The organism is Sphingobium jiangsuense (assembly GCF_014196495.1).
Lineage (GTDB): Bacteria > Pseudomonadota > Alphaproteobacteria > Sphingomonadales > Sphingomonadaceae > Sphingobium > Sphingobium jiangsuense.
In genome coordinates this window covers 207,529-220,733 of sequence record NZ_JACIDT010000002.1, presented here as the reverse complement: position 1 = coordinate 220,733, position 13,205 = coordinate 207,529, and the positions used below count along the sequence as shown (strand labels likewise).

The window sequence follows — 13,205 nt, the reverse complement described above, 5'->3', positions numbered from 1 at the left end:
GGGTTACCTCCCCTCGGCGATGATCTGGGCCTGGTCAAGCCCTTGCCGCAGCGCGTCGGACATCGCCTGCGCCATGATCGGTATCGTCATCGCCAGCAGCACGAGGCCCGCGATCAGCGCCATCGGCATGCCGACCGCGAACAGGTTGAGCGCGGGTGCCGAGCGCCCCAGCATGCCCATCACCAGCTGGATGAGGATCAGCGCGAAACCGACCGGCAGCGCCACCGTCAGCCCCGCGCCCAGCAATGCGCCGCCGAACTGCACCAGCCCGAAGATCGTATCGTTGGAAAGGCTCACCCCGCCGGGCGGCAGCGCCTGATAGCTTTGCACCACATAGCTGGCGAGCAGCAGATGCCCGTCCATCGCCAGCAGCAGCAGCGTGGCGAGGATGGAGAGGAACTGCCCGACCACCTGCGTCGACTGGCCCGATTGCGGGTCCACCATCGACGCGAAGCCCAGCCCCATCGCATTGGCGATCGCCTCGCCCGCGACGAAGGCGGCGGCATAGCCGATCTGGAGCGCGAAGCCCATCGCCACCCCGGCCAGCACCTCGCCCATCACCAGCAGCACGCCCGCGAAGCTCGCTATGCCGCCTTCGGGCAGCTGGAACACCACGCTGTTCATCGCCCCCATGCCGACCGCGAGGCTGATGATCAGGCGCAGTTGCACCGGCACCGCCTGCGCGCCGAAGATCGGCGCGGCGAAGAACGCCGCCCCCGGCCGGATCATCGCGATGAGCCAGAGCCAGAGCTGGTTTTCGACGCCTGCGAAGCCTGCCGGGAACATGGAATGCCTGCCCCCTTCCCTAATTGCCGAGCATTTCGGGAATACGCTCGAAGATATCCTTCGCGAAATCGGCGATCAGCACCAGGATCGACCCGCCGAACAGCGCCAGCATCACCGCCACGACGATCAGCTTCGGCACGAAGCTCAGCGTCTGCTCGTTCACCGAGGTCGCCGCCTGGATCATGCCCAGCAGCACGCCGGTGATCAGCGCCGGGATCAGGATCGGCGCGGCGGCGAGCGCCGTCACCCACAGCGCATGCTGGGCGAGGCCGACGAAATAATCCGAGCTTTCCATCTTCCGTCCCGCCTTTCCGTCAGGTCGCGAAGGAACTGGCGAGCGACCCCATGGTCAGCGCCCAGCCGTCCACCATCACGAACAGCAGCAATTTGAACGGCATGGAGATGATCGTCGGCGACAGCATCATCATGCCCAGCGACATCAGGGTCGAGGCGATCACCAGATCGATGATGAGGAACGGCAGGAAGATCATGAAGCCGATCTGGAACGCCGTTTTCAGCTCGCTGGTGACGAAGGCGGGCAGCAGGATGGAAAAGGGCACCTCCTCCACCGACCGGAAGGCGGGCGCCTCGGCCAGACCGGCAAACAGCTTGAGGTCGCTTTCGCGCGTCTGCTTCGCCATGAACACATGGAATATCTTCGCGGAGCGGCCGACCGCCTCCTCAATGCTGATCTGCCCCGCGCCATAGGGGGTGAAGGCCTGCGCGTTCACCTGATCGATGGTCGGGCGCATCACGAAGAGGGAAAGGAACAGCGCCAGGCCCACCAGCACCTGATTGGGCGGCGTCTGCTGCAACCCCAGCGCATGGCGCAGCAGCGACAGCACGATGATGATGCGGGTGAAGCTGGTCATCATCAGGATGAGCGACGGCAGCACCGTCAGCAGGCTCATCAGGATGAGGATCTGGAGCGACAGCGACATCGGCGCGCCGGTGCCGGAAATATCGTTCATCGCGCGGGTGAGCGCTCCGCCCGGCGCGGGCGTCGGCACGGGCGCGGCCGGAACGGCCTGCGCCAGCGCCGGATGGGCACTCAACAGCACGAGGCCGGTCCCCACCCCGGCAAGGACCAGCCCCTTAATAGCGCGGCGCACGGTCCGCCCCCTCCCGCGCCGGTTCGATCGGCCTTTCGCGGTAGCTGTAGGACGGGCGGGCGGGCGGCTCTTCCCTGCCCTCGGCCAGCTTCTCGATCCGCCCGCGGGTGATCGAAACGAGCAGGCGCTTGCCGTCGAACTCGATCACCGCCAGCTTGCCGAACGTGCCCATGGGCAGCATTTCCAGAACCTTGATGGCCCTGTCCCCCTGCGCGCCCAGCAGGCCCGGCTGATATTTACGCCACAGCCACAGCGCCCCGAACGCCATGCCCCCCACCAGCGGCAGCAGGATGAGGAGCTTCATGAAATACAAGAACATCAGGCACGCCTTTCAACCCCGGCCATCATCGTTTCGGTGTTGGCGACATCGACGACCCGGATGCCATACCGGCCGTTGACCGTCACCACCTCGCCCTTGGCGATTAGCGCGCCATTAACCATGATGTCCAGCAGGTCGTCGGCCTGCCGGTCGAGCTCCACCACGCTGCCTTCGGTCAGGTCCATGATTTCGGACAGGCGCAGGCTGGTGGAGCCGACCTCCACCGTCAGACGGACCGGGATGCTGGAGAGAAGATGATATTGCGGGTTGGCGGTCATCTTGCCGATCGCGCTTTCCACCTTCGGGGCCTCGCTCATGTCACTCATGCGGTCTGTCCTTGATCCATCGTTTCTATCTTGAAGGCGGCCCTGCCGTTCTGCTCGCCGATCGTCCCGTGGGCGACCAGCCGGTTACCGACGAGCAGAGGCAGGCTGCCGCCGATGCTGACGGGGATGACGTCCCCGTTCTTCAGGTTGAAAAGTTCCGCCAGCGTCAGCGTCGGCCGCGCCAGCACGGTCTTGGCCGGAAGGCTGATCTCGCCCATCTGGCGCGCGAGCCGCGCCTGCCACACCGGGTCGCGATGGGCCATTTCGTCGGGCGAATGGGTGGCGAGCAGCGGTTCGAGCTGGCGCAGCGCAACCTGCGGATAGAGCAATTCGATCGCCCATTCGGCGTCATTGCCGATCTGCACGGTGAAGCTCTGGCTCATCATCGCTTCATGCGTATCGGTCAGCGCCAGCGCCTGCGGATCGGTTTCCCGCGTGACGAGCGCCATTTCCATCGGCAGCAGGTCGGCCCAGGTGCGAATCAGCGCCTGCATCACGCCATCGGAAAGGCGGGCGACGAGCCGCTCTTCGCTGGGGGCCAGTTCCTGCCGTTCGGGCGCGGGGCGCGTGCCCTTGCCGCCATAGAAGCGGTCGACCAGCGCCCAGGTCATCGCCGGGTCCAGCCGCACCAATATCATGCCCTTCAACGGGTGCAGCCGGTAGGTCGACAACGCGCAAAAGGCCGGCGCCATCGCCGACCACAGGTCGTAATTCACCATTTCGGCGCGCTGCGCGGTAACCGCTGGCTTCCCCCCGCACAGCGGCTCGATCAGCGCGCGCATCTGCCGCGCCGTCCGTTCCGCCAGCCGGTCTATGCCGGAAAGCGATTCGGGGGCCTGCGGCTCCGATGCTCCGAACTTGTAAGGTTGTACGTTATCCATGTTCAATATGTCCCCAGCCCTCGGCCGGGGGACATACCCGGCTCTGGACGGGCCTATTGAATAACGAAATTGGTAAAATAAACGTTATCTACCCCCGAATAGCCGGTTTTTTCTTTCAAAATCCGGTTAATCAGGTCCGTCAGCTTCTGCTGGAGCGCCCTTTTGCCGTCCGGCGTGGCGATGACGATCTCCTGCTCCTGCGACAACAGCATCAATATGCCGGAACGGATCGCCGTTTCATGCGCCTTCAGCCCGTCGGTGACGCGGGCGTCGTAGAAGGTGGAAATCGCCAACGCGACCTGCACGAATGCGTCGGTATCGGCCAGGTTCGAGGTGTAGGGCGCGGGCATCTGGTAATAGGTGGCCTGATAGGCGGACGGATCCTTCGGGCGCGGCAGGTCGATGCCGGCCGGGGGCGGTTTGATCTCCGAATCGACATGGGGGATGGTTGCCTCATTGCCGCCGCCGCCCTCGCCGCCGCCGCTGCTGCTGCCGCCCGCCTCGGCCACCGCCTTGGTGGCCACCGCGACCGGATCCTCGCCCTTGAGCACGAGCCGGGGCTTGTTCGGATCTTCCTTCGGCCCCTGCGCCTCGGCATGGGTGAAGGCGCCGGTGGCGTACAGCCCGCCGGCGGTTCCGGCGGCGCCGACGACCAGCGCCGCGACCACAAGGATAATCAGCTTGCCCTTGCCGCTTTTCTTTTTCGGCGCTGCGGCCTCTTCACTCATGCGTGCTGTCCCACCCTTTGACGATTATGGCCGATCCTCACGCATAGCGCGCCCTGTCGACCCGTGATTCGCCGGGAACCGCCTGTGCCTCGGTCATCCCCGCATCGTTGATAACGGTTCTGGTGAACGGATTTTTAGCGTTACCGCCGGAATATTGTCCCGCGAAGGCGGCAGCGCCATCCTGGCGCGCGCCCGCATGGCCGCCCTGCCCGCCATTGGGCGCGGTTCCGGTCTGCGCATTGCCGCCGTCCGGCTGCTTCTCACGGCCGCTCTCGCCGCGCTGGCTTTCGCCCGCCTGCGTCACCCGGTCGATCCGCACCTCACCGATGCGGATCGCGGCAAGATGGGCGTCCTGCACCAGCCGCCCCTTGTCGCGGATCAGCGCGACCTGCGCAGCCTCCGTCTCGGCGGTCAGGCGGATGTCGCTCCCGTCGGCGCCCGGCATGATGTCCACGCGCACCGCGCCGAGATTGGGCGAGGCGATCTGGAAGCTGCCCCGGCCCGGATTGTCGCTGATGGTCGCGATCTGGCGGGCGATATCGTCGATCCACTGGCCGCTGACGCCCATGTCGATGACCTTCTGGTCGAGCGACGCGCCGATCCCCCCGGCCAGACCAGTGAGGCCGAGCGGCGTTGTCGCGGCCGCGACCGGCGGCGCCATGCCGAACGTCTTCATGTCGAAGGCCGATGGCTGCTGCTGGGCGGTCGAGGATGAGGCGGATGTGGTTCCGGCGGCAGGCTCGGCCTGCTCGGCGGCGCGTGCCTTGTCTTCGCCCTTTGCCGGTGCGGGCCGGGGCGCGGCCTCGGCGCGAACGGCATCGCGGGGCATCGCCCGCTCAGGGGCCTGCTCAGGGGCCTGCTTCGGGGCCTGCTCCGCCGGGGCGGGCGAAGGCGAGGATGAGGGCGTGTGCGACGCGGCCGGAACAGCCGTCTTCGCTGCGGCGAGAGCCGACTGCCCACCCTCCGCCGCTTCGGTATCCGATATGGTTACCGACACCGGCGCCGGATTTTCTTCCTGTCGCGCGGCGGTGGCGGGCGTAGCGATGGTCGGATTCGGGATCACCGGCGCCTGTTCCGGCGCGGTCATGCCCTCTCCCGCAAGGCGGACGGAAACGGCTCCGGTCGTGGGAACGACGGTCCCCTGCCCGGTTTCAACCGTCGAGAAAGAGCCGCCCCGTCCCCGCTGCGGCAGGACGGAGCGCGCCATGTCGAGAAGCGACGTCGCTTCCCCCGGACGGACCGGAAGCGCGGCCTCCGGGGTGGCTTCTTCCGGTGCTGGCGCCGGTTCCTTCGCCGCGTTCGTGGACGGCTGCGGATTGATGGCGGCGTCCTTGGCCTTGGAGGATTGGCGTGCGCCATCCGGCGCTGCTTTGGCCGCCGGAACGTCCGATGCCGAAACCTCCGCGCCAGCCTGCGCCGCCGTTACGGCTTGCTCAGGCACAGGCCGAGACACAGGCGCAGACGGAGCGGACCGGACATGCCTGCCCACCGCCACGCCCTCTTCAGGCTCCGATGCCGTTTCAACAGCGGCAGGTGGCGGCGCGGGCGACTCGACAGGCGCGGCGATCAGCGGCGGCTGCATTGGCGAAAGTGGCAGGCCATCGGCGGATACCGGGGTTTCCGCCGTTTCCGGCAGGGTTTGGGCATCGCCCGTCTCCTCAGCGGCAGCGGAGACGTCATCCTCGGACATCGACGAAGCAGACGGTAGCTCGACCGGAATTTTCCGTTCGGCGGCGGGAGCCTTGACCTTTTCCGTGCCTTGCCCTTGCACCGGCGAGGTCGGCATCGGGACCGCAACCTGCCCCGCCGGAACCGCGCCTTCGCCTGCCCCACCGGAAGGGACCGCAGGGACCGCATCGGCTGCTGGCGCCCCGTCAACCTTGATCGGAAGGATAGCGACACCCGGCGAACCGGCCGCCTCCGCTTCCGCCAATATCCCGGCGAAACCGGCGCTCTCGCCTTCGGCTTCCAGACCGGCGGGAAGCGCCGCGCCCGGAACGCGAAGTGCCGCGGCGCCGGTCGGGGCGCCCCCTGCAAGACCCAGCAGATCCAAGCTCATTCGGTCCCCCTTTGCTGCATGCTGCGATAGCGCGGAATGGCGGCGAGGCGCGCTTCCAGCGCCTGCTCGTTCGCGCGCTGGGCGCGATCCTCCAGCCGCAGCGCGATTTCCTTCTCGCGGTTCGTCTCGGTCTGGCGATGCTGCTTCTGCACGACAATCTTGCGCGCATCGTAGAGCGCGCCGTCCAGCTGCCGCCCCGCCTGTTCGAGGCGGGTCGCCAGTTCGCGCGCGGCCGCGAGGCTGCCGCCCAGCTGCATCGAGCGATCCTCGAACAGCTCGCTGCGCACCCGCTCCAGCCGCCGCACATTGTTGGACAGCGAGTTGACCTGCTCCTCGGCGCGGACGGTATCGGCGACGGCCATCGCATGCTGCGCCTCGCGCACGCGGACAAGGCGCTTGCGGCGGGCGATCAGCTTGCGGCTCATGCCCCGAACTCCGCGATCAGCGCGCTGATGCTGGTTTCAAGGTCGATCCGTTCCTTCTGGTTCTGGCGCAGGAAGTTCAGCACCTCCTGATGCCGCGACACCGCCTCGTCGATCAGCGGATCGTTGCCGGGGCGATAGGCGCCCATCAGGATGAGATCGCGATTTTCCTCATAGGCGGCCCAGAGCGAGCGATACATCGCCGCCGCGCGCATATGCGCATCGTCGGTCACGTCCGCCATCACGCGGGACAGCGACTTGCCGATATCGATCGCCGGGAAGATCGACTGTTCGGACAGATGGCGCGAGAGCACGAAATGTCCGTCGACGATCGCGCGCGCGGCATCGACGATCGGGTCGTCGGTATCGTCGCCGTCGGCCAGCACGGTATAGAGCGCGGTGATCGAGCCGCCGGTGCGGGTATCGACGCCCGCCCGCTCGACCAGCCGGGGGATGAGCGCCAATGCAGAGGGCGGATAGCCCTTCATCGCGGGCGGCTCGCCCAGCGACAGACCGATCTCGCGCTGGGCATGGGCGCAGCGCGTCAGGCTGTCGATCAGCAGCAGCACGCGCAGGCCGCGCGAGCGGAAATATTCGGCGATGGCCGTCGCGCGGGAGGCCGCGCGCAGGCGCAGCACCGGCGGATGATCGGCGGGCACCGCGACGACGACGCTCTTGCGCATCATCGGCCCGGAAAGCTTGGTCTGGAGAAAGTCGGAAACCTCGCGCCCGCGTTCGCCGATCAGGCCGACGACGATCACGTCCGCCTCGGCCCCGGCGATCATCTGGCCCATCAGCACCGATTTGCCGACGCCGGACCCGGCGATGATCGCGATGCGCTGGCCCCGCCCCGCCGTCAGCAGGGCGTTGACCGCGCGCACGCCGAGGTCGAACGGTTCGGTCACGCGGCCGCGGTCGAGCACATTGCCGCGCACCCCGCCCAGCGGCCACAGCCCCTCGGCGAGGATCGGCCCCTTGCGGTCGAGCGGCTGGCCCATCGCGTCGACCACCCGGCCGAGCAGCCCTTCGCCCACCTGCACCATGTTGGCGGCGCTGTCCGGCTCCACCCGCGCGCCGGAGCGCAAGGGCGCGCCTTCGTCGAGCGGCACGAGAATCGCCTTGTTGCCGCGAAAGCCGATCACCTCGGCGCGGGCGAAACTGCCGTCCGAGGCCGCCACACGGGCGCCGGTGCCGATCGGGCGGTTGAAGCCCGTCACCTCCAGCATGCCGCCCTCATGGCTCACCAGACGGCCGATCGGGCGCGGCGCGCCTTCGGTCAGCGCCACCTGGCCCAGCAGATCCTCGGCATGGGCAAGAGCGGCGCGGATCATCCCTGCCCTTCCATCGTGTCGAGCATCGCCTTGAGGCGCGAAAGCTGCACGTCCGGGCCGTCCTCGATCCATCCCTCGGACGTTTCGAGCCGGACCGACCCGCGCGCGATGGCGGGATCGGGCGTCAGCACGATGCCGAATTCATGCCCCGCCAGCAGCGCGATATCGTCGGGATGCACGCGCAACTGGTTGCGTCCCTGCTCCTCCTCGATGAACGCGGCGACCGCTGCGACGCGCTTCGCCAGCAGCTCCGGGTCCACCGACACCTTGCCGACGATCTGCTCGACCAGCCGCAGCACCGTCACCGACAGCAGCGCGGAAAGCTCGCCATTGGCGACCGGCGCCATCTGTTCGAGCGCATGGATGAGGCGCTCGCGGATTTCCTGATCGGCCGCCATGTTTTCGCCCGCCAGCCGCATTCCTTCGTCGAAACCCTGCGCGAACGCCTCGGCGCGGATCTGGTCGACCGGGTCGATCGCCGGCTCGTCCACGCCGACCATCGGCCCGGACGCGGCGGGAATGAGCGGCCGCCCGTTCGCGACCGGCTGCGCACCGGTGAAGCGTTCGAGGAAGATCGGCTGGTTGCGCGTCCCGGCCAATGCGCCGATGGCGACCGGGAGGGCCTCGTCCCGATGACAGGCAGCAAGAACTCTAGACAAATTCGTCCCCCTTCGCGGCAAGCATGATGACGCCCTGTTCGGCGAGGCGGCGCGCCTGCGAGACCACCGCCTTCTGCGCCTCGATCACCTCGGCCAGACGCATCGGGCCGCGTTCTTCCATCTCGTCCTGGATCGACTGGGCCGCGCGCTGGGACATGCAGCCCAGCATCTTGGCCTTCAGCATCTCGTTCGCCCCCTTGAGCGCGATGGTCAACAGCTCGGTATCGACGCCGCGCAGCAGCGCGCCCATATTCTTGTCGTCGAGGTCGATCAGGTTGTCGAAGATGAACATCTCCTCCTCGATCGTCTGGGCGACGTTCTTGTCCCGCTTGTTCAGCGCCTTGATGATCCGCTGTTCCATGTCCTTGCGGACATTGTTCATGATCGCGGCGGCCTCGCTGGTGCCGCCCCGCTGCGAGGTGGCGCCCGTGCTGGTCGCTATCGGCGCGTTGGCGAGGATGATCTCCAGCTCGTCCAGCGCCTCCAGCGGCACCGGGCCGAGCGTGGCGACGCGATAGACCACGTCCTCCTGCCACGCGGCCGGAAGCATCGAGAGCACGTCGGCCGCGACGCGCGGTTCCAGATGGGTGAGGACCACCGCCATCACCTGCGGATGCTCGTTTTCGATGATGGCGGCGATTTCGCGCGCCTCCATCCACTTGAGCATGGTGAGCTTGGTCGAGGCGGTCGGCGGCGTGATGCGCGCCAATATATTGTCCGCGCGCTCGGGGCCCAGCGCCTTGTGCATCGCGCCGCGAATATGGCGCGGCGCGCCGTAGCCGATGGTCGTGCGCCGCTTCGCCTTGTTGACGAACTGGTCGAGCGCCTGATTGACCTCGTCAATCTCCACATCGGCGACATCGTACATCGCGAAGCCGAGCTGGCGCACCTCGTCGGGTTCGAGGCGGGAGAGGATCTCGGCGGCCTCGTCCTCGCTGAACAGCATCAGCAGCACCGCCGCCGCCGCGCTGCCGTGCAGCGGGTTGGCTTCCCTGTTTTCGTCGGCGAGAGCGGCTTCAGGCATTTTCTTTGGCCTTGCGGTTTTCGCGGAGCAAGTCGCGCACCACCAGAGCGGCGCGATCCGGATCCTGCTTCACGAAGTTGCGGATCAGGTCGGCGCGCTGGGCGTAGTCCGGCGTCGAGCTGATCATGTCGAGCGTGACGGTCTGGTTCGGGTTTTCCTGAGCGGACCGCAGCAGCTCCTGCGAAATCTCGTTGCCCAGCGCGGTGCGTTCGACCGAGGGCGCGGCACCGGCGGCGCCGGGCGCGCCCGGCGCGCCATCGGCCTTCCTGCCGCCGCCCATCTTCTTCAGCATCGGCCGGCCGATGCCGAAGATGAGGACCGCGACCACCGCGAGGGCGGAAAGATTGCGCACAAGCATCTTGAACCAGTCAGCCTCATAGACGGGCGGAGCCCCGGCATCCTCGTCCAGCTTCGCGAAACCGCGGGCGGACAGCGCGACCACGTCGCCGCGCGCCTGATCGAAGCCGACCGCGCTCTTGACCAGCGCTTCAAGCGCGGCGACTTCCTCCGCCTTGCGCGGCTTGCCGTCCGGCCCGTTGTCGAGCGCCACCGCGACCGACAGGCGCTTGACCGTGCCGATGGCGTCGCGGGTGACGGAGATTTCCCGGCCCAGCTCGAAATTGCGGTTATAGCTTTCCTGCGTGCGCATCGGCGCCAGTTCCGGCACGGCCTGCCCGTTCGCGCTGGCCGACTGCGGATCGGTCGCGGCCCCGGCCTGCTGGACGTTGGCGGCCTGCGTTCCGGGCTGCGCGGGCAAGGGCGGCTGGTTGGCAAGGGCGCCGGGAATGCCGCCCGCCTCGCCATTGGCCTGATCGCCCGGCTTGGTCGCCTGCCAGCTGCCGGTTTCGGCGCGCAACCGCGCCTCTTCCTGCGGATAGGTTTCGCGCGTCGCCTGGCGTTCGTTGAAATTGACCTCGGCATGCACCTCGGTCGAGAATTTGCCCGCGCCGACGATCGGCGTCAGCAGCGCGATGACCGCCTGGCGATAGCGCTCCTCGATCCGCGCCTGCACCGCGATCTGGCGGTTGGTTTCCCCTTCCGCGCCGTCGACATTGGACAGGAGATGCCCGTTCTGATCGACCACCGACACATTTTCCGGCGCCAGATTGGGCACCGAGGACGCGACCAGATGCACGATCGCGCGGACCTGATCGTCCGACAGGCTGCGCCCCTGCGCCAGCCGCAGCATCACCGACGCCTGCGGCTTGCTCCGGTCGCGCAGGAACACGCTGGGCGCCTCGACGGCCAGATGGATGCGCGCGCTTTCGACCGCGTCGATCGCCTCGATCGTGCGGGCGAGGTCCATTTCGCGCGCCGAGCGCAGCTTTTCATTCTCCACCGCGCGGCTGGCGCCCATCGGCATATTGTCGATCATGCTGCTGCCGTCGGGCGCGCTCTTGGGCAGCCCTTCGGAGGCGAGCATCATCTTCGCCTTGAAATAATCGTCCTCGGCCACGGTGATGGAGCCGTTGTTCCTGTCGAACTTGTAGGGCACCGCATTCTTGTCGAGCACATCGGCGACGGCGGCCTTGTCGCCATCCGGCAGGCCCCGGAACAGGTCGCGCTGCGGCGGCTCGCGCAGGGCCATCCACGCCAGCGCGGCAGCGCCCACCACGCCGAGCAGGCCCAGCATGGGCAGGCTGCGGGCGACGGCGGGCTGGCCGAGCAGGCCGGTGAACCGCGCGCGGAGCGCATCCACGCCCCCCTTGCCCACGGCCCCGCCGGAAGCGGAAACGGCGGGCAGCGCCGGGGCGGCTGTTGCTGCACTGTCACTCATGATTGCCAACTTTCCTTGCTACGACCCGCCGTCATACCGGCATGCTCATGATGTCCTTGTAGGCGGACAGCAATTTGTTGCGGACCTGAAGCGTCGCCTCGAACCCCAGCGACGCCTTCTGCTTCGACAGCATCACCGCCGCGATGTCGGTGGTCTCGCCGCGTTCGAACGCGGCCGACGCCTCGCTCGCCTCGGCCTGAAGGCCGTTGACCTTTTCCAGCGCGGATTTGAGGCTGTCGGCGAAGTCGGCCTTCTGGCCCGACCCGGCGCCCTGCACCCCCGCGGCGTCGGCGGCGCCGCCGGTCGAGGCGACATCGCGCAGCGCGGCATTGCGTTGCAGGATCGCACTGCGCAGCGCCATGATGCTGTCGGTGGTAATCCCGTTCATCGGCTTGTCCCCCTAAAGGCCGCTCAGGCCGCGGCCAACTCGCGCAGCTCGGCGAGGCGATAGCGCAAGGTGCGCTCGGAAATGCCGAGCTTCCGGGCCGCGAGCGCGCGGTGCCCATCGGTTTCGCGCAGCGCCCGGCGCACCGCGTCGAGCTTCGACGCGCGGGCGATGTCCTGCATCTTCACCGGCTTGTGCTTCGGTTCGGGCGCCAGCGCGGCGATGCCGCGCGGCTGCGCCTGCGGCGGCACGGCGGTCGCCATCATCAGCGCGAGGTCGGCGGCGGTGATCCGCTTGCCCTCGCGCAGCACCACGGCGCGCTGGAGCACATTGCCCAGCTCGCGGGCATTGCCCGGCCAGCTGTGGCGGGAAAGAACCTCCATCGCCTCGGCGGTCGGCCAGGCGAGGCTGTCGGCGTCCGCGCCCTTGTCCTCCAGCCGGAGCAACATCGCCGCGCCGATCGCGACGACATCGCCCGGACGGCTCGCCAGCGGCGAGAGCTGAAGCGGCATCACGTTGAGGCGCCAGTAAAGATCGCTGCGGAACCGCCCGGCCTCCACCTCGGCGACCAGATCGCGGTTGCACGCGGCGATCACCCGAACGTTGACCGGCACCGGATGGGTCGCGCCCACCGGCAGGATCTCGCCTTCCTGAAGCGCGCGCAGCAGCTTGGCCTGAAGGTTGAGCGGCAGTTCGGCGATCTCGTCGAGGAACAGCGTGCCGCCATCGGCCGCGAGGAACAGGCCGTCGGCCGACTGGGCCGCGCCGGTGAAGCTGCCCTTGCGGTGGCCGAAGAGCATCGCTTCCATCATGGTTTCGGGCAGCGCCGCGCAGTTGACGGCGATGAAATCCTTGTCCTTGCGGGCGGAGCGGACATGGAGGAAGCGCGCCATGCCTTCCTTGCCGGTGCCGGTCTCGCCCTGGATGAGGACGGTGGCGTCGCTCGCCGCGATGCGCGAGGCCAGCGACATCAGGCGCATGCTGCTGTCGTCGCCCACGGCGGGCAGCCCGGCGGGACGCAGCAGCTCGGCGATCAGGGCGCAGGCGAAGCCGATATCCTCGGCGCCGAATTCGACGCGGGCGGGCATGCCGTTCGCGGCCCGGACATAGAGCGGTTCGCCCGCCCGGTAATCGATCAATATGTCGCGGCAGGTCGCATGGGCGATTTCCCCTGCCAGCAGCAAATGGCGGCTGTTGCGATCACGCGGCGCGGCGGCGGCCACCGGTGCGATATCCAGAAACGCATGCTCCAGCCACGCCTGCAAGGCAGGCACCTGGGCGCAGAGCGCGTCGCTGATGCCAAAATTCGACATCTTTTTTCAGTCCCCATCTTTAGGGATGGTCCGGCGCCCCCGCGCCTTGCTGCCATCCATCCGATGAAGCCGTTTCTGCGCCC

General features: G+C 67.9%; 15 protein-coding genes. All 15 read right to left on the bottom strand.

The genetic code is table 11. The features are described 5' to 3' along the window. Positions 1–3: 3 nt before the first annotated feature. The 15 genes from fliR to GGR43_RS03365 are packed head-to-tail and all read right to left on the bottom strand — an operon-like array spanning position 4 to position 13,122. Positions 4–786, bottom strand: a complete 783-nt coding sequence (gene fliR / locus GGR43_RS03435; RefSeq protein WP_188070549.1) for a flagellar biosynthetic protein FliR — start codon at positions 784–786, stop codon at positions 4–6. A gap of 19 nt (positions 787–805) precedes the next feature. Beyond that, on the bottom strand, positions 806–1,081 hold the full coding sequence (gene fliQ, locus GGR43_RS03430; RefSeq protein WP_188070548.1) for a flagellar biosynthesis protein FliQ: 276 nt from the start codon (positions 1,079–1,081) through the stop codon (positions 806–808). A gap of 19 nt (positions 1,082–1,100) precedes the next feature. Then, positions 1,101–1,898: a flagellar type III secretion system pore protein FliP gene (gene fliP / locus GGR43_RS03425; RefSeq protein WP_425502147.1), complete on the bottom strand. Its 798-nt coding sequence runs from the start codon at positions 1,896–1,898 to the stop codon at positions 1,101–1,103. Next, positions 1,882–2,217, bottom strand: a complete 336-nt coding sequence (locus GGR43_RS03420; RefSeq protein WP_188070547.1) for a FliO/MopB family protein — start codon at positions 2,215–2,217, stop codon at positions 1,882–1,884. The genes fliP and GGR43_RS03420 overlap by 17 nt, the downstream gene beginning before the upstream one ends. Continuing rightward, positions 2,217–2,543 carry a flagellar motor switch protein FliN gene (gene fliN / locus GGR43_RS03415; RefSeq protein WP_188070546.1) on the bottom strand — a complete coding sequence of 109 codons (327 nt, stop codon included), beginning with the start codon at positions 2,541–2,543 and terminating at the stop codon, positions 2,217–2,219. Before fliN ends, GGR43_RS03420 begins: the two co-directional genes overlap by 1 nt. Next, on the bottom strand, positions 2,540–3,424 hold the full coding sequence (locus GGR43_RS03410; RefSeq protein ID WP_188070545.1) for a flagellar motor switch protein FliM: 885 nt from the start codon (positions 3,422–3,424) through the stop codon (positions 2,540–2,542). The genes fliN and GGR43_RS03410 overlap by 4 nt, the downstream gene beginning before the upstream one ends. A gap of 53 nt (positions 3,425–3,477) precedes the next feature. Then, on the bottom strand, positions 3,478–4,152 hold the full coding sequence (locus GGR43_RS03405; RefSeq protein ID WP_188070544.1) for a flagellar basal body-associated FliL family protein: 675 nt from the start codon (positions 4,150–4,152) through the stop codon (positions 3,478–3,480). A 37-nt stretch (positions 4,153–4,189) separates the two neighbouring features. Further along, a complete protein-coding gene (locus GGR43_RS03400) occupies positions 4,190–6,211 on the bottom strand; it encodes a hypothetical protein (protein WP_188070543.1) in 2,022 nt (673 codons plus the stop codon). Further along, entirely contained in the window at positions 6,208–6,636 is a 429-nt protein-coding gene (locus GGR43_RS03395; RefSeq protein ID WP_188070542.1) for a hypothetical protein, read from the bottom strand. Before GGR43_RS03395 ends, GGR43_RS03400 begins: the two co-directional genes overlap by 4 nt. Then, entirely contained in the window at positions 6,633–7,964 is a 1,332-nt protein-coding gene (locus tag GGR43_RS03390; protein WP_188070541.1) for a FliI/YscN family ATPase, read from the bottom strand. Before GGR43_RS03390 ends, GGR43_RS03395 begins: the two co-directional genes overlap by 4 nt. After that, a complete protein-coding gene (locus GGR43_RS03385; RefSeq protein ID WP_188070540.1) occupies positions 7,961–8,623 on the bottom strand; it encodes a FliH/SctL family protein in 663 nt (220 codons plus the stop codon). The genes GGR43_RS03390 and GGR43_RS03385 overlap by 4 nt, the downstream gene beginning before the upstream one ends. Further along, the gene (gene fliG / locus GGR43_RS03380; RefSeq protein ID WP_188070539.1) at positions 8,616–9,647 is read right to left on the bottom strand and encodes a flagellar motor switch protein FliG; all 1,032 of its coding nucleotides are present in this window, start codon (positions 9,645–9,647) and stop codon (positions 8,616–8,618) included. Before fliG ends, GGR43_RS03385 begins: the two co-directional genes overlap by 8 nt. Next, entirely contained in the window at positions 9,640–11,424 is a 1,785-nt protein-coding gene (fliF, locus tag GGR43_RS03375) for a flagellar basal-body MS-ring/collar protein FliF (RefSeq protein WP_188070538.1), read from the bottom strand. Before fliF ends, fliG begins: the two co-directional genes overlap by 8 nt. Positions 11,425–11,455: 31 nt before the next feature. Further along, positions 11,456–11,812, bottom strand: a complete 357-nt coding sequence (gene fliE / locus GGR43_RS03370; protein ID WP_188070537.1) for a flagellar hook-basal body complex protein FliE — start codon at positions 11,810–11,812, stop codon at positions 11,456–11,458. A gap of 23 nt (positions 11,813–11,835) precedes the next feature. Next, the gene (locus GGR43_RS03365) at positions 11,836–13,122 is read right to left on the bottom strand and encodes a sigma-54 interaction domain-containing protein (RefSeq protein WP_188070536.1); all 1,287 of its coding nucleotides are present in this window, start codon (positions 13,120–13,122) and stop codon (positions 11,836–11,838) included. Positions 13,123–13,205: the final 83 nt, after the last annotated feature.

What these genes read in the sequence shown, in the direction of transcription:
- GGR43_RS03395 (WP_188070542.1), bottom strand. Translation starts at nt 6,636, where the DNA reads ATGAGCCGCAAGCTGATCGCCCGCCGCAAGCGCCTTGTCCGCGTGCGC.
- GGR43_RS03390 (WP_188070541.1), bottom strand. Translation starts at nt 7,964, where the DNA reads ATGATCCGCGCCGCTCTTGCCCATGCCGAGGATCTGCTGGGCCAGGTG.
- GGR43_RS03410 (WP_188070545.1), bottom strand. Translation starts at nt 3,424, where the DNA reads ATGGATAACGTACAACCTTACAAGTTCGGAGCATCGGAGCCGCAGGCC.
- GGR43_RS03420 (WP_188070547.1), bottom strand. Translation starts at nt 2,217, where the DNA reads ATGTTCTTGTATTTCATGAAGCTCCTCATCCTGCTGCCGCTGGTGGGG.
- fliQ (WP_188070548.1), bottom strand. Translation starts at nt 1,081, where the DNA reads ATGGAAAGCTCGGATTATTTCGTCGGCCTCGCCCAGCATGCGCTGTGG.
- GGR43_RS03400 (WP_188070543.1), bottom strand. Translation starts at nt 6,211, where the DNA reads ATGAGCTTGGATCTGCTGGGTCTTGCAGGGGGCGCCCCGACCGGCGCC.
- fliG (WP_188070539.1), bottom strand. Translation starts at nt 9,647, where the DNA reads ATGCCTGAAGCCGCTCTCGCCGACGAAAACAGGGAAGCCAACCCGCTG.
- fliF (WP_188070538.1), bottom strand. Translation starts at nt 11,424, where the DNA reads ATGAGTGACAGTGCAGCAACAGCCGCCCCGGCGCTGCCCGCCGTTTCC.
- fliR (WP_188070549.1), bottom strand. Translation starts at nt 786, where the DNA reads ATGTTCCCGGCAGGCTTCGCAGGCGTCGAAAACCAGCTCTGGCTCTGG.
- GGR43_RS03405 (WP_188070544.1), bottom strand. Translation starts at nt 4,152, where the DNA reads ATGAGTGAAGAGGCCGCAGCGCCGAAAAAGAAAAGCGGCAAGGGCAAG.
- fliE (WP_188070537.1), bottom strand. Translation starts at nt 11,812, where the DNA reads ATGAACGGGATTACCACCGACAGCATCATGGCGCTGCGCAGTGCGATC.
- fliN (WP_188070546.1), bottom strand. Translation starts at nt 2,543, where the DNA reads ATGAGTGACATGAGCGAGGCCCCGAAGGTGGAAAGCGCGATCGGCAAG.
- GGR43_RS03365 (WP_188070536.1), bottom strand. Translation starts at nt 13,122, where the DNA reads ATGTCGAATTTTGGCATCAGCGACGCGCTCTGCGCCCAGGTGCCTGCC.